The 20,829-nt window shown below is 47.5% G+C and carries 9 protein-coding genes; all 9 read left to right on the top strand.

Annotation, left to right across the window (positions count from 1 at the left end; all coding sequences use genetic code 11):
- The 9 genes from edeI to edeA all read left to right on the top strand — a co-directional run bounded on the left by edeI (position 1) and on the right by edeA (position 20,739).
- Positions 1–8,664, top strand: a complete 8,664-nt coding sequence (gene edeI, locus ACFYU8_RS04945) for an edeine biosynthesis hybrid PKS-NRPS EdeI (protein ID WP_390295271.1) — start codon at positions 1–3, stop codon at positions 8,662–8,664.
- A 16-nt stretch (positions 8,665–8,680) separates the two neighbouring features.
- Positions 8,681–9,949 (top strand): ACP S-malonyltransferase, encoded by a 1,269-nt coding sequence (gene fabD / locus ACFYU8_RS04940; protein ID WP_390295273.1) that lies wholly within the window; start codon positions 8,681–8,683, stop codon positions 9,947–9,949.
- Positions 9,950–9,990: 41 nt separating this feature from the next.
- Positions 9,991–13,365, top strand: coding sequence for a beta-ketoacyl synthase N-terminal-like domain-containing protein (locus ACFYU8_RS04935; RefSeq protein ID WP_390295275.1), 3,375 nt, complete (start codon positions 9,991–9,993; stop codon positions 13,363–13,365).
- Positions 13,366–13,408: 43 nt separating this feature from the next.
- Positions 13,409–14,452, top strand: coding sequence for a BtrH N-terminal domain-containing protein (locus tag ACFYU8_RS04930; RefSeq protein ID WP_390295277.1), 1,044 nt, complete (start codon positions 13,409–13,411; stop codon positions 14,450–14,452).
- A gap of 25 nt (positions 14,453–14,477) precedes the next feature.
- Complete coding sequence (locus tag ACFYU8_RS04925; protein WP_390295279.1) at positions 14,478–14,714, top strand: phosphopantetheine-binding protein; 237 nt, start codon at positions 14,478–14,480, stop codon at positions 14,712–14,714.
- Between the two features lie 66 nt (positions 14,715–14,780).
- The gene (gene sbnA / locus ACFYU8_RS04920; RefSeq protein WP_390295281.1) at positions 14,781–15,749 is read left to right on the top strand and encodes a 2,3-diaminopropionate biosynthesis protein SbnA; all 969 of its coding nucleotides are present in this window, start codon (positions 14,781–14,783) and stop codon (positions 15,747–15,749) included.
- A gap of 46 nt (positions 15,750–15,795) precedes the next feature.
- Positions 15,796–16,764, top strand: a complete 969-nt coding sequence (gene sbnB, locus ACFYU8_RS04915; RefSeq protein ID WP_390297256.1) for a 2,3-diaminopropionate biosynthesis protein SbnB — start codon at positions 15,796–15,798, stop codon at positions 16,762–16,764.
- 24 nt (positions 16,765–16,788) lie between these two features.
- Positions 16,789–17,550 (top strand): ParB N-terminal domain-containing protein, encoded by a 762-nt coding sequence (locus tag ACFYU8_RS04910; protein WP_390297259.1) that lies wholly within the window; start codon positions 16,789–16,791, stop codon positions 17,548–17,550.
- 129 nt (positions 17,551–17,679) lie between these two features.
- Positions 17,680–20,739, top strand: coding sequence for a cyclic peptide edeine export ABC transporter EdeA (edeA, locus tag ACFYU8_RS04905; protein ID WP_390295283.1), 3,060 nt, complete (start codon positions 17,680–17,682; stop codon positions 20,737–20,739).
- Positions 20,740–20,829 lie beyond the last annotated feature (90 nt).

Raw genomic sequence — 20,829 nt, 5'->3', positions numbered from 1 at the left:
ATGAGTTTGCTAAAAAAATACATCTTGGAGCAAGTGGCAGCTCATCGACTGCAAGAGAAAGAAGCACTTCCTTTGCTGAAAGAACTGTCCTCTACCAACGTAAATGCACGCCAAGATATCGCGATCATCGGTATGGCTTGTCGTTTTCCCGGAGCCAGCAGCCTCGAAGAATACTGGAACAATTTGAAACAGGGGCACGATTCAATCGGTGATATCCCTGCTGCAAGACGTCCAGATGTCGAAAGGGTAGCGAGAGAATTTTTTAATGACACTGAATTTAAGTATGAGCGGATGGGTTATCTCGATCACGTGGATTTATTTGATCATGCGTTTTTCGAGATATCACCTGCAGAGGCTCGAACCATGGATCCTTATCAGCGGATGTTTCTCGAGTTGGCATGGGAAACATTTGAACATGCCGGCTATAGCGAGAAGATGATCAGCGGTTCTCCTACAGGCGTATTTCTGGGATATTGTGACAATGAATCACAATACCAGCGTGTGTTGAAAGACATTGATTCGTCTTCGCTGGCTGGCAATGTTGCAGCGATTATCGCTTCACGAATTTCCTATTTGCTGAATCTGTCAGGTCCGAGTCAACTGATTAATACATCTTGCTCTTCCTCCTTGGTCGCTCTGCATCAAGCATGTCAGGCGATTGGAAATAACGATTGTCGAATGGCTCTCGTAGGTGGAGTTAACCTTTCACTGTTTCCGATTCAACAAGATACTGACTTTGGCATCGTTTCTGTAGAACGCAAAACCAAAGCATTTGATGACTTTGCTGATGGAACTGTATGGGGAGAAGGTCTTGGCGCTGTTCTTTTGAAGTCATACGAACAAGCAGTCAAGGACAACGACTATATCCATGCAGTGATCAAAAGCACCGCGGTCAATTGTGATGGTCGTTCTACCAGTATTACAGCGCCCAATGCGATTTCCCAGTCTGCTTTGTTGCGAACAACCTGGGAGCGGGCGCGAATCAATCCGGAGAGCATCTCCTATATTGAGGCACATGGGACGGGGACAAGACTAGGCGACCCTGTTGAGATTGAGGGGATCATGCATGCGTTTTTGAAAGTTTCAAAACGCAAGCAATTTTGCGGGATAGGTTCGGTCAAAAGCAATATCGGGCACACAATAGCGGCATCAGGTGTGGCTGGAATCATTAAGACGGTTCTGATGATGAAGCATCGCCAGATTCCGCCGACTCTGCATGTGAAACGGCCGAATACCTTAATTCCTTTTATCGATTCACCTGTTTATATAAATGATGTGCTAAAGGCTTGGGACGTAGAGGCGGACCAACCTGTAAGGAGAGCCGGCGTTAGCGCATTCGGCCTGAGCGGGACAAACGCCCACGTCATATTGGAAGAGCCTCCTAAGCGCGAGGAGACAAAAGTTCCGGAATCTGGTGATTACCTATTTACGTTATCTGCCAAGACAAGTGAGTCGCTATGGGACTTGCTTGAGAAATACAAAGCATTGTTATCAGGGCCTTCTGAGCAATCCCTTCTTGATATGTGCGCTACGGCTAATATTGGGCGTGGTCATTATCGGTATCGTCTTGCCTTCGTTATCAACAGTAAAGAGGACTTTTTGCAAAAGATCCATCTCCTGTGCGAGGGAGAACGGACGGAGGATGGCGCTCCACTTCTTGAGGGGAACCAGGTGTTCTACGGGGTACTGAATTCCGGTGGAGAAAGTTCTTTGCCGATCAGCATGCAAATAGACAGCTCTGACCCAGTTGAAATGGCAAAAGAGTATGTGCGAGGGGTGCCGATCAATTGGAATGAATACTATCGTTCTGTCAAATGGAAAAAGGTACCTTTGCCAACCTATTCCTTTGCCAAAACCCGTCACTGGGTCCAATCGGATCAGCCTGCAATCGACGTCGTTGAACGATCGGTTGCTGCAGTACCAGAGGCTCATGGGAACGAAACATCTGATGTTCATAAAATCGCTTCCACATTCTTTACGTTCGGCGAAAGCTTGCTCCATCAGTTGAATGTCCAAAAACAAACTGGTTTGGAAGAGGATGAGGCTCTTTATTCCGGCTTGTCATCGCTTGCGTGCTTTAAGCAACTGGGCGTTTTCCACAAGCAGGGTCAAGTGTATACACAGGAAGAATTGCGTGAAGCTGTAGAGTTTGATGGAAAAAATGAACACATCTACCAACTTATGCTTGGACTTGTCGTTCAAGCCTCCCTTGTTGAACAAGTGGCAGGAGGATATCGACTTGCTGCTCAAGCAAAGAGTCTTGATGCGGAACTGTTTTATCAGCAATGTCTTGATCGCTATCCGAATGAACGCGATACGTTCATCCAATTGAAAGCGTGTTTTGCCCATTATTCAAAAATCATGGCAGGTCAGACGAGTTCTATGCCTGTCCATTTGTCGGACGGTACTTCGGACTTATTCAAGTCTTATGCGGATCGTACTACGCTTGGAAGCCCGTCTGGACTAATGGCAGTGGAAACGATTGCCCAGTACGTAAATTCATTTAGCCGTCCCGTTCGAATTTTGGAGATCGGAGGCGGTTCCAGCAGTCTTACTCGCCTCATGCTGCCGAAGATTGAGAAACAAGATGTCACTTATCTATTTACAGATCGTGCCCAATCGCCTCTCGCAGAGGCAGAAAAAGAGTTCAAAGAAGCGTACCCGTTTGTGCAGTTCCGCCTGTTCAATATGGAGGAGGACCCAGCCGAACAAGGCTTCGATCTACACGCATACGATGTGATTATCACCAATAACGCTATTCACAGGACGAAGGATGTTCGGGCATCCTTATCGATCTTGCATCGGTTGCTTGCAGAACAAGGATTGCTGTTTGCGATCGAGCTTGTAAAAGAGCGTTCAACAGCAAATGTGATCGGGGGGCTTGCTACTGACTGGTGGCAGCACGAGGACACCGAGTTGCGACAGCAAACCAGACTGATGGATCCCTCACGTTGGGAAAAGGCGCTTCGGGATACGAACTATCAATCGGTTGCCATTTATCCATCGTCAGAAGCGTTACGTGATCTGTCTGATTCAGCGTTATTGATCGGACATTCAGCGTATACGCCACAAGAATATCGAGAGTGGATCTACCAGCTCAATTGGCAAACGAAAGAACTGACAACGAATCATCAGACGCAGCGTCCAGGGATTTGGTTGGTGTTTCAAGATGAAGGCGGTGTGGGAGAAACCATTGCTGACGCGATGTCTGCGGACGGACATGAAGTGTTCAAACTTCGCAGCGGTGAGGCATTTACTTCCCTCTCCTCGCACGAGTTCATCCTGGATCCCAGTGAGCCGGCAGATCTGCGGCGTGTGTTCGAGAGACTCGGAGACAAAAAGGAAAAGCTGACTGGCATTGTTCACTTATGGAGCCTGACCGCGGGTGCCCAGCAGCTAAATGATCTCGGACAGCTTGATGCTCTTGAGTCAGCGCAACATCTGGGAGTCTACAGTCTGTTTCATTTGACACAAGCGTTGCTTGAACTCGATCTGAAGCAGGTGCTTGATGTACGGATCGTTTCGAACTACGCACAAGCAGTAGATGACAACGGACCTGTTTTTCCTGAAAAAGCTCCCTTGTTCGGTCTTGCCAAAGTTATCTCGCAGGAAAATCCTAAATGGCAGTGCTTTAGCCTGGATCTCGCGACAGAGGGGCTGTCTGCATCGCAGTTGGCGGGTCAGCTTCTAGCGGAAGTTCGCTCCAATCGGGATGACACATTGGTTGCCTATAGAGGAAATCGCCTCGTACCAGAGATGAATCGCTGCGATATCGACAAGATTCCGAAAAGGCCAGTAGAGATACGTGAAAATGGCGTTTATTTGATCGCCGGAGGTACCGGAAAACTCGGATTGGCATTTAGTAAGCATCTGGCCGCTCAGAACAATGTGACGCTCGTGCTGATTAATCGTTCTCCACTACCACCTAACCACGAGTGGCAAGAGCGTTTACAGCATCCAGACTGCAGTGCTGCCGAGGCACGAAAGCTGAGAGCTCTGCTTGAGCTACAGGAAATGGGAGCACAAGTCGTCTGCTATGCTGCTGATGTCTCCGACCGTCAACAGATGGAGGATATTTCCGAGCAAGTCTGCGCCCGTTACGGACCGATCAACGGTATTATCCAATCCGCGGCGCATATCACCTTCGAGACGATTCAGACGAAGACGTTTTCCGATTTTCAAAATGGCTTGAAAGCGAAGATGGCTGGCACAGTCATACTCGATCAGATAGCTGAACCGGAGCATCTGGATTTCTTTGTGATCTTCTCATCTCTCGCTTCGATTTGGGGTGGAGCGACTGGAAGTGACTATGTCTCGTCCAACTGCTTCTTGGATGCCTATAGTGCAGCTCGCAATCGAACAGGAAAACCGACAATCGCTTTGAATTGGTACGCGTTTGAAGGCATAACAGGACCTGGTTTTATCGGATACATGCCGATGGATGGGGCGATCCAAGCCTTTCATGCATCATTGTCTTGCCACGCTGAGCATCTGATCATTGGACAATTTGATTTGCAGGTGCTGAAAGAATGGGCACCATCCTTGAAAGTAAAGCTTGGTGAAACGATCTTTGCAAACGGACAAATCCGTAAAGCACCGGAAGCACCCTCAGTTGTAACCATGCAAAACCGTGTTGTTTTGTCTGGCAGGGAGGAAGGCGATCGCTACACTACGTTGGAGCAAGCCTTAGGACAGATTTGGTCCGATGTGCTGGGTTACAGCGAATTAAGCATCGACGACGACTTTTTTAGACTGGGTGGCGATTCGCTTTTGGCAATCGGTATCGTTTCCCGGGTCTCCAAGCAGCTGAAAAAAGAGATTACGATCACCGACCTGTTTCAGACACCGACGATCCGTCAATTGGCTGTGTTGATGGCTCCGAATGAAGAAACAGCTGTGTCAGCGATCCTAGTAGCGGAGCATCGAGCAGCTTACCCCGCCACCTCTTCTCAGCAGAGAATCTATGTGCTGGAACAAATGCAGGAAGGGGCAGTTGCCTACAACATCCCTACCGTCATGCAGCTCGAAGGAGAGCTGGACAGAGAGGCTTTCGAACGCGCATTTGTCACGCTGGTACAGCGTCATGAGTCGCTGCGCACCTCATTTTCCATCGTGGATGGACAGTTGATGCAAACCGTTCATCCGAGCGTAGATTTTACATTGGCGTATTGTGAAATCGACGAGAACGAAGCCAAGAGAGCAGTCGAACAATTCATTCGAGCATTCGACTTGTCAAAAGCACCGCTTGTTCGCGGTATGCTGATTCGCATGGATGAAAACAAGCATTTATTGCTGTTCGACATGCATCACATTATTTCCGATGGCGTGTCCATCAACATTTTGATCCGCGAGTTCTTCCAATTGTATCAGGGACTCGAGTTGCCAAAACTGCGGATTCAATATAAAGACTACAGCGTGTGGCAAACAGAGCAGCTAGGCAATGGGGTATTGGCCGCTCAGGAGATATTCTGGCTCAAAGAGTTGGATGGAGAACTTCCTGTGCTTAATCTGCCTACGGATCACCCTCGACCGTCCGTTCAGAGCTTTGAGGGAGATCTCCTGACCTTTGAGATTCCCCAAGAGATGACAGAGAAGATACTGACACTGGCAAAAAACAATGGGGCAACCTTGTACATGACGCTACTGGGAGCGCTCACCATTATGCTGGCGAAATATGCTGGCGAAGAAGACATTATCATTGGATCGCCGGTGGCTGGCCGTCATCATGCAGACCTGGAAAACATCGTTGGTGTCTTTCTGAATACGCTGGCGATGAGAAACTTCCCGAGAAGTGATCGAACCGTGGCAGATTTCCTTCAGGAAGTAAAAGAACGGGCACTGGCTGCGCTCTCGCATGCCGACTATCCGTTCGAAATGCTGGTGGATCGTCTGACGTTGCCAAAAGATACGGCGCGCAACCCACTGTTTGATGTGATGTTCATTTTGCAAAATACTGGCGACGCGAAGGGAAGCATGAGTGCAAATGGGCTGACGCTCTCTCCTTATCCATTTGAACAACGCTCTGCCCAGTTCGATCTGACCTTTGACATCATTGAGCGAGAACAGCGCCTGATTGTCGATATCGAATACAGCAACAAGCTGTTCAGTAAAGAGACGATCGCGTCGATGTCCACACACTTCCAGAAGATTCTAGAGCAGATGGTGGAAGATCCTGAACAATTGATCGGCAAGATGTCCATGTTGCTAGCAGAAGAACGCTCGCTGCTGATTGAGCAATGGAATGACACGCGTTTGGAATACTCTCGTGATAAAACGGTCGTCCAGCTCTTTGAAGAAGTAGCGGCAACACAGCCGAACGCGTTAGCTGCAACATGCGGAGACGAGAAAGTCACCTATGCACAATTAAATAAGCGAGCAAACCAAGTAGCCCGTTTAATCAAGCAACACGGCGTCACTGCTGATACTTGCGTGGGACTTTTGACAAATCGATCTGTGGAAATGATGGTTGGATTGCTGGCGATCTTGAAAGCAGGGGCTGCGTTCGTTCCGATTGATCCGCAATATCCAGAAGAGCGTATCTCTTATGTTTTGGAAAATAGCATGACTCGCCTCGTCTTAACCCACGATTCTCTGGACGAGAAGCAGTGGGGAAGTGTAGTCCGAGTGGACGTAAACGATTCCCAGATCGAGACGCAAGACGACTTCAATCTTTCGCCACAGGCTGCACCTGGCGATCTCGCCTATGTTATTTACACATCGGGTTCTACAGGCAAGCCTAAAGGAGTTATGGTTGAACACGGCAATTTGATGAGCTTTTGCTCGGGGATCGGGGAACACATCGATTTTGCCAGCGCAGACAAAATGCTGGCTGTGACGACGATTTCATTTGATATTTTTCTGCTCGAAACGATTGTGCCGCTGACGAAAGGGATGACAGTGGTCATTGCAACCGAACAGCAGCAAGCCGACCCGCAGGTGCTCAAGGAGTTGATTTTGCAGGAAGAAATCACTTTCCTTCAACTGACGCCTTCCCGTCTACAGCTCATGCTGGAAGAGAAGAGCAACTTGCAAGCACTTGACTGCCTGAAAGCGATTCTGATTGGAGGAGAAGCCCTTTCTGCGTCTTTGTTCCAACGGCTGCGCACACAGACCAAGGCGAGACTTTACAATCTGTACGGTCCGACTGAAACAACGATTTGGTCTACCATACAGGACTTGACCGACGCAGAGGCGGTAACGATTGGCGCACCGTTGCCCAATACACAAGTGTACATCCTCGATGAGCATCTACAAGTGCAGCCGATGAAGATCACTGGCGATCTTTACATTGCAGGGGATGGGGTAACGAGAGGCTACTTTGACCAACCAACACTGACGGCTGAGCGCTATATCCCTCATCCGTTTATTCCTGGTCAACGTATGTACAAAACAGGTGATCTCGCGAGATGGCTGCCGGACGGGCGTATCGAATACGTGGGACGATCCGACTTTCAGTGCAAAGTACGCGGTTATCGGATTGAATTGGGTGAGATCGAAAGCGCTCTTTGTCAGCATCCGGAAATTACGGAAGCGGTGGTCAGTGTGCGAGATACCGCCAGTAATCCTTACCTGGCTGCGTACTATATGGGAACGCGAACGTTGGACAGCGATGAATTGCGAGCCATGCTGAGCAAAAGTTTACCCGATTACATGATTCCACATTTCTATACGCATATGAGTGTGTGGCCGCTGACACCAAATGGAAAACTGGATCGCAAATCATTGCCAGAGCCTGATGCGCTCCAAGACAACCCCACAGAATATCAAGCCCCGGCTACGAAACTGGAAGAACAGGTGGCTGACATTTGGCGGGAAGTGCTTAAGCGTGAAACGGTCGGTATGCAGGATAACTTCTTCCACATCGGCGGTAACTCGCTTTTACTGGTGCAAGTTCATGCCAAGCTTGAACAGCTGTATCCTGGACGGGTTCGAATTGCCGATTTGTTTGCCCATCCTACGCTGTTTGGCCTAACCAACTTTTTGCGGAATGCCGTTTTAGAGCTGGATGATGAACAAGTGGAAACCGATTCGGCCGCCTATTGGTTGAAGGAGCTAGACCGTGTCTCGCTGATAGAGTTGCCACCTCAGTATTGGGCTAGTGGAGACGTGAATGCGCACACGAACTGGTTCCAATTTTCACTTACGGATGAACTGTTTGCAAACGTGCAGCAAGTAAGTCAAATGGAAGCTGTTGAGGTGAGCGACGTTTTGCTTTCGATGTATCTATACCTCATGGCAGAGTTGACAGAACAGCAGGATCTTTATATAGAAGTGGCTGTTGCCAAGGAGATGCAGACGAATGCCTATCCATTCCGAGTGAACATGTCAGAGGTCAACACCTTCTTCGATTTATTCAAGCAGGTGCAGCAAAAACGACAGTTCATCGAGAAAATGACGGAGGATGCCTCGTTGTGGCTACAAAAATTGCGGACGGATCGCAACGACGGAACCATTATTCCATTCTTCGGCAGAGTCACTGAGTTTACAGATGCATCGTTCACACACCATGAACATGAGCTTACCTTCTGGATAAAGGAAGGAAATGACGTGATTGATATCGTGTGTGCATTCGACCCTGATTGCCTCCGAGCAGAAAAAGTTACTGAGATGACTCAGGATTACCAGCAATTGCTCAAGATGCTAGTGAATGAATATATGACGTAGAGAAGGGTGATTAAAAATGGACAGACTCGCACTCTTATTCCCGGGACAAGGTTCGCAATATGTCGGAATGGGCCAAGCATTATGTGAGGCCCATCCCATTGCCGCTCGCACCTTTGAAGAAGCAAGTGATGCGCTTGGATTTAACCTGCAAACGCTTTGTTTTGCAGGGGATGTACAAGAACTGACCAAAACAGAGCACGCACAGCCGGCAATCCTGACGGCAAGTGTCGCAGCCTTCCGCGTTTATTCACAGGAAATCGGCATCGAACCGACGTGGGTGGCCGGTCACAGTCTGGGCGAATTTACAGCCCTGACTTGTGCCGGTGCCATCCAGTTTGCAGATGCCGTCCGCCTTGTCTATCGGCGAGGTCAGTTTATGCAGGCGGCAACGCCGCAGGGTGTCGGAGCCATGTCAGCAATCTTCGGGTTGAATGCTCAACTTGTCGAGGAGATTTGTCGGGCACATTCTCGTGGCGATGCGATCGTCGTGGTCGCCAACCATAACTCCGGCGATCAGATCGTCATCTCCGGTCATGCACATGCGGTGCGGGAAGTAGAAGAAGCGTGCAAGCAGCATGGCTCGACTTCTGTTGTCAGTCTCAAAGTGAGCGCGCCTTTTCATTCGCCACTCATGGTGCAAGCCGCAGAACAATTAAATGAGGAACTGAAGCGATACACGTACTGCGATCCCAAATGGCCAGTGATTTCCAATGTGACAGCAGAGCCTTATGTCCGTGCTGATCAACTTGTCGATTTGCTCACTGCGCAGACAACTAGCCCTGTGCGCTGGCAATCTACAATGGACTATTTGGTAAAACAGGGAGTAAACACTGTAATTGAGCTCGGTCCGAAAAATGTGCTAACCAATTTGGCCAAAGGATATCCCCTTCGTGCCTTTGCCTTTGACAAGCAGGGCGAGATTAATCGTTATCATCAAGAGCGTCAGGATGCCACGATCCGTAATCATACAGCAATTGCCCAACTGGTCGATTCTTGCATCGCGATTGCCGTTTGCACCAAAAACCGTGGTCTCGATGAAGAAGATTACCAGCAAGGGGTGATCGCTCCCTATCAAGCTCTTCAACGACTGAGGCAACAGCTGGAAGAAGGAGAAAAAGAGGGTGGCTATAGGGATGTACAGGAAGCTATTTCTCTGCTTCGTTTGATCTTGCAAACAAAAAAGGCTCCTGACACGGAACAAGCCATGCGCTTTGAACAGCTAACCAGCAAAACGGACGTGCAACAGCGATTTCCTGAGATCGGCAATGAATGGCAAGCAAGTTAAGTCGAATCAGGTGAGCAGAGGTCCCAAGGAGGAAGAACTCAGTGAGCAAGCCATTAGGACTGAACCGAGTCAAATTAAATAAACAGCAGACGGATGCTCATTCAACAGAAAGCAAATCCAATCAACACGATATTGCAGTGATTGGTGCTGCTTGCCGATTCGGAAGCGCAGAAAACCTGACAGATTTTTGGCGTCTGTTGCAAGCTGGTCAAGATTGTGTGCGAGAGCTTCCCAAAGAGCGCCAGAACGATTTGATTCCATTGTTACTAGCCAAAGGGTTGACGATGGAGCAAATTCAATTTCGAGAAGCTGCCTACCTGAATGAAATTGATAAGTTCGACCCGCAATTTTTCGGCCTTTCTCCTAAGGAAGCCAGCCAGATGGATCCGAATCAGCGCCTATTCCTGCTGACATGCTGGGAGGCGATTGAGGACGCCGGATATGGTGGGACAATGCTCGCGGGCAGCCGTACTGGTGTATATCTGGGGTTTAGTAGCGATTTTGGTGAAGAGTATAGACGAATGATTCGGGAGCTGGAACCAGAAGCGTTGTCAACCTCAATCATTGGCAATATGAAATCGGTGATCGCTTCTCGCATCTCCTACATGCTTGATCTCAAAGGTCCGAGCATGCTTGTGGATACCTCTTGCTCCTCGTCGTTGATGGCTGTTCATCTGGCATGCCAAGCGATTCGTCGAGGAGAGTGTGAGATGGCGCTGGCAGGCGGTGTCAAGCTCATCTTGCTGTCTTTACAAGATGGCAGCAATGATTTGGGGATTCTATCACAATCTGGGCGTACGCGCCCTTTTGACAATGATTCAGACGGTACGGGTGTCGGTGAAGGGGTTGGCGCCGTTTTGCTCAAACCGCTGACAAAGGCTCTTGCAGACGGGGATTCGATTTATGCCGTGATCAAGGGAAGCGCCGCCAATCAAGACGGTCATTCTTTCGGGCTTACGGCCCCGAATTCGTTGGCACAAGCCGAAGTTATTCAGCAGGCATGGAAAGACGCGCAAATTGACCCCGAAACCCTTTCCTATATCGAGGTGCACAGTATAGGCACCAAGCTTGGTGATCCTATGGAGATGGACGGACTGGAGAGAGCCTTTCGCCCATACACAAATCGGCGCCAATTTTGTGGGATCGGCTCTGTAAAGACGAACATCGGTCACACGGATCACGTAGCGGGCATGGCTGGTCTTTTCAAGGTGATCCTGTCTCTTAAACAAAAGCAGATACCACCACATTTACACTTTCAGCGCGCTAATCGGATGATTCCTTTTGAACAATCTCCCATCTACATCCATGACACATTGACAGAATGGGAACCAGAGCAAAGCGTGCGACGGGCTGGAATCAGTTCCTTTGGGATGAGCGGAACCAATGTGCACCTCGTAGTAGAAGAGGCACCGGGATTCATACAGCCTCCCAAGCAAGACGAAGGGTTTCAGGCTATCGCTTTATCCGCTAAAAGCAAAGAGAGCTTACTTAACCTGTTGCTCCGCTTTCAGAAGTGGACCGGCAAGCCTGTGGAGGAACTACCAACATTGGAAAGTCTCAGCTTTACGGCGAATACGGGGCGTAGTCACTACGGCTACCGCTTGCTCCTTATTTGTAGGGACATGGATGATTTTTCCACAAAAATCAACAAGCTGTGCGCGAGCGATTGGACAACACTTTCTGAACCAGATATTTTCTTTGGCTGGCACAAGGTTATCTCCCATGAAAAGGCAGATAGAGAGCCAGGGATACTGGCAGAGGCAGAACAACAAGCGATGAATAAGGCGGCCAATGCTCTTTTGCAAAAACTTTTGTTGGCGCAAAACAAAGAGTTATCTGATCTAAAAGAGCTTGGAGAATTGTATGTAAGCGGGGCTGACGTGCGTTGGAGTGCCTTATATACATTTATAAAGCCACGCCGTGTGCACCTCCCTGTTTATCCGTTTGAGAGCAAGCGCTGCTGGCTGGACATCTCTTCGCTTCCTTCTCGTAGCAAAGATGCCGGGAGAGAAAACGACAATGAAACACCGCAAAAATCTGGGGACGCTAAGCTGCCAACCGTGTTGGTACGTGGGAGGAAACACGATACCTACACTGTTTTAGAGCAAGAGCTGGCTCACATTTGGGGATATGTTCTGGGGCTTGAAGAAATAGATGTCTATGACAATTTTTACGATCTGGGTGGGGACTCGATCATCGCGATTAGAGTGATCAGCGAAATCTCTAAGCGGATGAACAGAGAAGTAGAAGTAAAAGACCTGCTTACTCATTTGACCATTTCCGAGTTTGCTGCCTATCTGGATGCGGCTCGGAATGAAGAAGAGCAGGTTGCGAAAGCAGAGGCAGCTGCTACTGCTACTGCAGCCCAAACTGTTCAACAACGAAACACGAAACCAGTGCACGGTACGCAAATCAAACGCACCACGTATGCCGATGTCAGTCATTTATCCTGGCGTCAATGGAATTGTTATGATAGGGGTCTCGCTTTATTAATGGAGGAGCAGGATGCCCATCTAATTCCGTATTTTAAACTTTTTCTCGGGTTGAAGCGTGGCTATCAGCTTGATGCAGAGGGGTACCCCTATTCGTATCGGGAGCATGCTGAGGTTATGGGATATTTGTCGGACGAGGAGATGCTTTACAAATTTGGTTATCGGGTCAAACTCGTGCCTGTCGCTCGTCTGGATGAATTGCATGAGTCGATTATTCGCCAATTGGATCAAGGTAAGCCAGTAATGGTCGCGTTTGACGAATACTATACCTTTTACACGCCGCAATACCAGAAGGAACATACCGATCATCTCACCGTCATCACTGGCTATGACCATGACAAGCAGGTTTATACGATCATCAATCACAATCATTTGACGCGAGGTCAAGCTCAACGAATCCAGTACGATAAATTTTCCACAACGTACCAAACGCTTGAGGAGATCTATGCAAATATAGAGCCGCATTCCCGGCTGATCATGGTGCTCGATCGCGTTACAGATGACGAAGCAATATTGCGTAAAAGCGCCGAGCAGGAGATGCTGCGTCTATTAAAAGAGATCGAGAGTAAACAGCAAGTTGGTCGTGAGCATACGCTGTTGCTGTCACTTACTGAGCAGCCAGACACCTATTTTGATCAAGCCAATCTTAACGAGCTGTACGTTCAATTGGGCGGGAAAGAACTGTGGATGGAAACATTATTGGACGGGTACATTCCACAGGCGGATCAGTCTGTACGCGAACTGGCGGAGGACATTTTGCAGACATCTAATAACGTGGTGAATCGCTATGCACTTAGCTTATACAAAGAAAAAATGTTGAAGCGATCCGACATAGAAGCTGCTGTCGATAAGTTGAGGTCTCTCACTAGTCAATTTCTGCAACAAGTGTTTGCCTTGCGAGAACGTGATTCGGATATCCGATAGTCGCATGTGTTTACCAATACGATAGACAGGAAGGAGAGAACTCATGTCTCTCAACGAGATTCAACCTAGCAAGCACGCGAACCTGGATTGCATCGGCGCTTCTATCTACACGGTTCTGAAATACCTGAACTTTTCCGCCTTGGAAACAGCCTGGAAGCAGTGCGGAGCCATCTATCTAAAGACAGAGAATGCTCCCTATGGTGATTTGAACGGACAATACATGAGAACAGTTGCAGAACTGCACTGGATTCACAATGTTCGCGTAGAAGGACGGGCTGAACCGGAAGACGACATATTTTGGGCAAATATTCAAGAACGATTGGAACGGGAGGTACCGACAATCGTCCTCTGCAATATGGCAGAACTCCCGTACAACCCTTATTATCAGGACCTCCCTGAAATGCATAGCATCATTGTCACCGGAAGAGAAGATAACCAGCTTCAGATTGTCGATGATTACTACCGCTACAAAGGTATGTTGCCCATCGAGCAATTTTTGCAGGCCAGTAACTCTTCCTATCGGGATGCAGGCACAGGCGAATGGTATCCACTGCACAATCGATCATTTGAATTGATCCTTTCAGATTCCCTTCACCCGACGCCCGATCAGTTGCTGGAAGCGGTCAGGAGCAATCTGTGCGTACTCGAGGGTCGTTTGGAAATAAGTCAAATCAAGCAGGACTTGGATGTACCCGATGATGTCAACGTCGAGGTGGGTCTACAATCCCTTGACGCTTTTCTCGAAGATGTAGAGACTTTTCTCGCTAGTGGAGTGGAGATTTCAGATGATCATCTTGATATCCTTAACCACAGCTTGATCAGCATGGCACAAACTCGAACGATGTATGCCAATGTCCTGCATGCAATCAGTGAGAAGTACGAGAACTTTGCAGATCTTGCCGAGGCGTATCAGAGTATCGGACATCAATGGAAAATTACGACCAATATGATTCTTAAGGCTTTTGACAGTAATCGCAGTGACATGGTTCATCGCGTTCTGCAAAAAGTCAGGAGTATACAAACGCAGGAATTCGAGGCGGTCGCCAAAACAAGAGAAGTACTGGAACGGGTTGGCGTTGTAGTGTAAGTATCTACCACTTGGAGGGACTCATATGGAAAGGGAAAAAGAAGTTTACGAGACGCTCCTTCAGTTGTTTTCTGAATACGTGAACGAAGGCGGAGAACTTACGGAGTACATTGATTCCTTGACCTTCATCAAGTCGGTCGTAAAGGTTGAAAAAGAGTTTGGCATTGAATTCGATGATGACATGCTCCATTTGGAAAACTTTCAAGATATGAAAACATTGGCAGGTTACATCCAGCAAAAAATGGATGCAAAGTCTGCCTAATCGAAGGTCCAGGATGCATACGGTCGATCAGACGAAGACGGGAAAAATCGGGAGTGAGGGCTCAACATGCTAAATAAAATGATGTCCATAAGTCACATGATTGGCAATACGCCTTTAATCAAACTTGAGCATGAGCACATCAATCTGTTTTGCAAGCTGGAATACAACAACCTCATGGGAAGTGTGAAAGTGAGGCCGGCCTTTTACATTTTACAGGAGGCGATCAAAAGAGGAGAGATCACGCAGGAAACTACCGTAATCGAGTCTTCTTCGGGGAACTTTGCGATCTCTTTGGCGACATTGTGCAAGAGAATCGGCATTAAATTTATTCCGGTTATTGACCCAAATATTAATCCTGTATATGAGAATTTGCTCAGGCTAATTTCCCATGAAGTAGTAAAAGTATCGGATCGTGACGAGACAGGAGGATTTCTCCTAACGCGCATCCAAACGGTCAATCGTCTGCTGAACGAGACGAAGAATTCGTTTTGGACCAATCAATATGGAAATCCAGATAGTGCTCGTGCTCATTACTTTGGACTAGGAACAGAGATTGCTAACAGCTTTGAAGATTTGGACTATGCTTTTATCGGCGTGAGTTCTGGCGGCACGATAACGGGAATTTCGAAGCGATTAAAAGAGCGGTTTCCGGCTATCAAAATTATTGCTGTCGATACAGAAGGATCGGTAATCTTTGGACAAGAGCCGCAAAAACGATATATCCCGGGAATCGGGTCGAGCATGCGGCCTGACATACTCAAAGATGCGATCATTGATGAGGTCGTTCATGTGTCGGAAGAAGACACAGTCAAGGCTTGCTATCAGTTGTATGCGGAGCATGGTATTTTTGCGGGAGGTTCTTCGGGTACTTCCTATAGGGCTATTGAAAGCTACTTCAAAAATCGAGAGTGCGCAGGAAAGCCAAATGTAGTCTTTTTATGTCCTGACGGTGGTATGCCATACGTAAATACCGTATACAACCAGGAATGGGTGAAGTGGCTGAGCCAGCAAAAGCATTCTTTCGTTGGCAATTAAGTGGTGACCAATAAAATTAACTACGATAAGCAGGGTGGGCTGTATGATGTTATATCTAAACACGAGTGATATTGAAAAGATCGGCAAGAATTGGAAGGAAACGATTGATGTCATTGAACATACTGTTCATTCATTGAATAAGGAAGATTATGCACAACCGATTAAACCTTATTTGCGGTTTCATGACATGGCAAACCGCATTATTGCCATGCCCGCATTTGTCGGCGGAGACATCTATATGGCAGGAATCAAGTGGATTGCGAGTTTCCCGAAAAACCTCCAAGAGGGTATCCAACGCGCGCATTCGATTACCATCCTAAATGAGGCCAAAACGGGCAAGCCTGTGGCAACAATTAATACGGCCCTCGTCAGTGGCATTCGAACAGCGTCTGTATCCGGTCTACTCATCAAGCATTACGAACAAGTACGTCCTCTGCAAAATATCACGGTGGGAATCATCGGATTTGGTCCGATAGGCAGACTTCACCTACAAATGGTAACCGACTTGTTAGGAGACAAGATTTCCAAGGTTGTTCTCTATGACATTGCTGGCATCCAGATGGAGCATGTTCCGGCAGAGATCAAAGAAAAAACCGTCATCGCCGAGACGTGGGAAGAAGCTTATTGCGAGGCAGATGTGTTCATTACGTGCACGGTCTCACCACATGGTTTTATTGACAAGCAGCCGAAACGCAATTCCTTATTGTTAAATGTGTCGTTACGTGATTTTACTCCAAAGATTCTAGACTATACCCGCTCTATTATCGTAGACGACTGGACTGAGGTCTGCCGCGAGAACACGGACATCGAGATTATGCATCTAGAGAGAGGGCTGCAAAAAGAAGATACAAAATCCATCACAGATATCGTCTGCCTGGATCAGATGAAAGAATTTCCGCAAGATGAGCCCATCATGTTTAATCCGATGGGGATGGCGATTTTTGATATCGCCATTGCTGCTTATTATTACAAACAAGCACTCTCGCAGGGGAGCGGGACTCACTTGCAAGACTAACTGGAGGTTACCATTTTGTACGATGTGCTGGCAAATCTAAAACTGGTAGAGTCATCTCGTATTTGTTTGCACGAGTCACATGAAAACAAGCGACTTCTTAAGACCAGACAGATTATTGATGAGGAAGGGATTTTACGCCATCCACCGCTGGCTATTCTCATGCAAAACGGACAGTATTTGATCATCGATGGTGCACATCGGACGTTTGCTCTTCAAGCGCTCGGATGCAAACACATTCCCATTCAAGTTGTTGATCATGCGGATTTTCACTTAGACATGTGGGATCATATTGTACCTGTCGCTGCGTGGTTGCAAACAGTGGAGCAAGATTCTGTGTTTCGGTGGGAAACAGAGCGTTTACGGGAAAAGCCTATCGCGGAAATGAAGAAAGGGAACAAAGAGCGCTTATATTTGTATCCCAATGAAAATCGGCAGGATGATATGTGGCGAATGACGCTTTGGCGTCAGTTAGTCGATAGTTACAACTATAGCCACACCGTACAACGTCTGCCTACAGGGATAATCGATTGGCCGGAAGTAGGAACCGCCTTGATACGTTTCCCGCTAATCAGTCTGGCGGACTTGGAGCGTATCGTATCGGATGGGCATGTTCTGCCTGCGGGTGTCACCCGTTTTGAAATCGACGGGCGTCTATTAAACTTGTGTATTCCGATTAGCCTATTGAAACAGGAGCAAATCGAGCTTGAACAGTGGGAGCGTTTGGTAAAAAAATGGAGAGAATCCTTGCGCCTCTACTCGAAACCCGTGTATATGTGCGATGCGTAATAGAAACCGTGGCGAGTCTGATTCGCCACGGTTTCTATCAAATGCGGTCTACCTCACAGTAGCAGTGCCAAAAAGGAGAGGATCATTCTGCAAAAAATTATAGATGAGTCGAAACGAAAACTAGCCTTCTTGCTGATGTGTCTGGTTCTCGTACTTCAATGGAGCATGCCCGTTTACGCCGAGAATAGCGATCAAAAAGATACCGAAATCGCAACGGCAATCGAACAACTGGTCAAAAAAACAATGGAGTCGGAAAAAATCCCGGGTGCAGCCGTTGTTGTCGTCAAAGAGGGGAAAACCGTTTACAAGCAATCGCTTGGATTTTCCGACATCGACAAGCAAGAACCGATAACGGCTAACTCGTTGTTTGAAATTGGATCGAACTCCAAAGCCTTTACGGCGCTAGCCATTCATCAGTTGGTCGAGCAAAAACGTCTTTCTCTGGATGATCCTGTTCAGAGCTTTATACCGTGGTTTACTGTTACATATAAAGGACAACCGGAGACAATCCTGATCAAGCATTTGCTGTACCATACCAGTGGGTTTCCGTTTGAAAGTATTGGCTCCATACCTATATCTTCTAGCGAGCAGGCAATCGAAGAAACAGTTCGAGCGCTCAATCATACAGAACTGGTTCGTAAGCCGGGAACAGAGTATGAGTATGCCACTTTTAACTATGACATACTTGGCTATATTGTTGAAAAAGTCACCGGAGAATCATTTGAGCAGTATGTACAGCAACAAGTCATTGCAAAATTGGGACTAACCCATACCTTTTTGGAGGCACAGGCACCCAAGGAGGATATGGCAAGAGGGCACAAGGTCAGCTTTTTTTTCCAAAAAGTGTACGATGCGCCGGATTATCGTGGAAACACGCCAGCTGGTTATGTCGTATCCAACCTGAACGATATGGAACGATGGTTGCAGATTCAGCTAGGAGTTGAGACTTCTGCATTTCGAGCAGAATTGGTGCGCGCCTCACATCTTCCTGACAGATCAGTAGCTCCTGCTGCAGACGGTTCCTCGTATGCGTCAGGCTGGATGATTTATCAGGATGGTGGCGGGCAAATTTCGCACGGCGGCAACAACCCTGCTTATTCTTCGTACATGGTGTTTCGCCCAGAGGAAAAGCTGGGAGCTGTCGTTTTGACCAATACAAACTCTTTGAACGCATTCGTTATCGCAGAAGGGGCAGTCAATCTCGTACAAGGAAAAGAAGTTCCAGAGGTCGTGTCTGACACCAATCTTCAAGCAGATCGTCTGGCAAGCATTTCTCTCGTGATCCTTGGTATCCTTTTGGTGTTACTAAGTGGGGCAATCGTGCAGATTTTGGTCCAATTCTTTCGAGGCGAACGAAAACTTGCCTCGAATGCAGGGCGCATCTGTTTTGCATCTTTTGTTGCTTTTGTTCTCATGGGAAGTGTATTGACAGCCGCCTTGTACTATTTGCCAGATGTTTTTTTTATGGGGTTGCCGTGGCATTTCATCGAGGTATGGCTTCCAATCAGCATTTTTTACGCCATGTACGCATTGGTGACAGCTCTAGCTCTGTTTAATGTCTATATCACGTTGATCCGTTTGTTTCCGAAATCAAAAGAAACATCCATGACGTCTATTGTCATCCAGGGACTTATCAGCGGGTTTGGAAATGCGCTGATTATTTTTATGATTAATCTTGCGCTCACTTCTACGAACAAGTTTCATGCATCCATTTTCTTGTATTTTCTCCTGGGTATTTTGCTGTATATCGTTGGGGAGAAAATGATGCGTAGTCGACTGATTGTGATCACGAATGAAGTGGTTTACGGAAAAAGAATGGAACTGATTCGCAAAATTTTCAGGACACCTTATCAAAAGTACGAGACAATCGATAACGGTCAAATATATGCGGGTTTGAATAATGATACAGAAACCATTAGTACGTTTGCCAATAGTGTCGTCGTGGCGTTAACCAGTGCGGTTACGCTCGTGTTTTGCTTCATTTACCTTGGCTCGCTGGATCTATACGGATTTTTGTTTTGCTTGGCTGTTATCTTTGTGGCTGTGGGACTATACACGCTGGCAGGTCGCTTTGCAAACAAAGTATGGGAGGAAACGAGAGACATCCAAAATGTGTTTTTCTCCTATATTACCGATATGATCGGGGGCTTCAAGGAGCTGTATCTCACCCAGGCGCAAAGAAAAGAATTCGAAGAACACATGGAAAGAAGCTGCGCTGACTATCGAGAAAAGAAATCAGCAGGCCAATTTAAATTTGTGAACGTGTATTTGATAGGGGAATTGCTATTCGTCGTGGTGATCGGTACGGTTGCCTTTTTATTCCCGATTCTCTTCCCTTCTCTTCAAAAAGAGATGCTAGTTAGTTATGTGTTTGTCTTTCTGTATATGACAGGGCCCGTTCACGGTATTTTGAATGCGGTACCGGAGCTGATTCGCATCAAGATCAGCTGGCAACGACTGAATGCATTGCTTGAATCGTTATCAGTGGAAACGAGAAGAGAAGAGGAAAGTTTGGCTGAGTGGAAAACGCAAGACTTTGAGACGTTTTCAACTGAACAGGTGCAGTTCCGATACAAAAACAATGAGGGTGAAGAGTTTTCCGTGGGGCCCCTGGACTTTTCCTGCCGAAAAGGGGAGACCGTCTTTATTGTTGGCGGTAACGGAAGCGGGAAGTCAACGTTTGCCAAACTGATTACCGGATTGTACGAGCAGGATGAGGGCGAGTTTTTCATGAACGGACAAAAAGTGAATGCTGATCAACGCTGCGAATTCTTCTCTGCTATCTTTAGTGATTTCTACTTGTTTGAGAAGATGTACGGAATCGATTACCAAGCGAAGCAAGAAGAAGTGAGCAAATATTTAGAGGTGCTTCGCATCGCTGACAAAGTAGCAGTGGACCAAACGGGGACGTTTAGCACGACGAAGCTGTCTACGGGTCAGCGAAAGCGTCTTGCCTTAATGCTCAGTCTGGTAAGAGACCGGCCCATTTTCCTCTTTGACGAGTGGGCAGCGGACCAAGATCCAGAGTATCGTCAATTCTTTTACGAATCATTGCTGCCAGAAATGAAAAGACAGGGCAAATGTGTAATTGCGATCACACATGACGATCGCTACTTTCACCTTGCTGACCAGGTAGTGAAAATGGAGAGTGGGCGAATTATTTCACAGCAAACGTTTGCGCATGCCTGATGTCAAACCGATCAGAGAAGACCGAACGGGGATGATTCCTGGCGGTCTTTTCTTGCTTAGTTGACACGGTTTCATTCGATTGGAGGTGCT

It is taken from the genome of Brevibacillus sp. NPDC003359, from assembly GCF_042878995.1.
Taxonomy (GTDB): domain Bacteria; phylum Bacillota; class Bacilli; order Brevibacillales; family Brevibacillaceae; genus Brevibacillus.
Note: the sequence above shows the minus strand (reverse complement) of the source record. Positions and strands in the feature narration are given on the sequence as shown.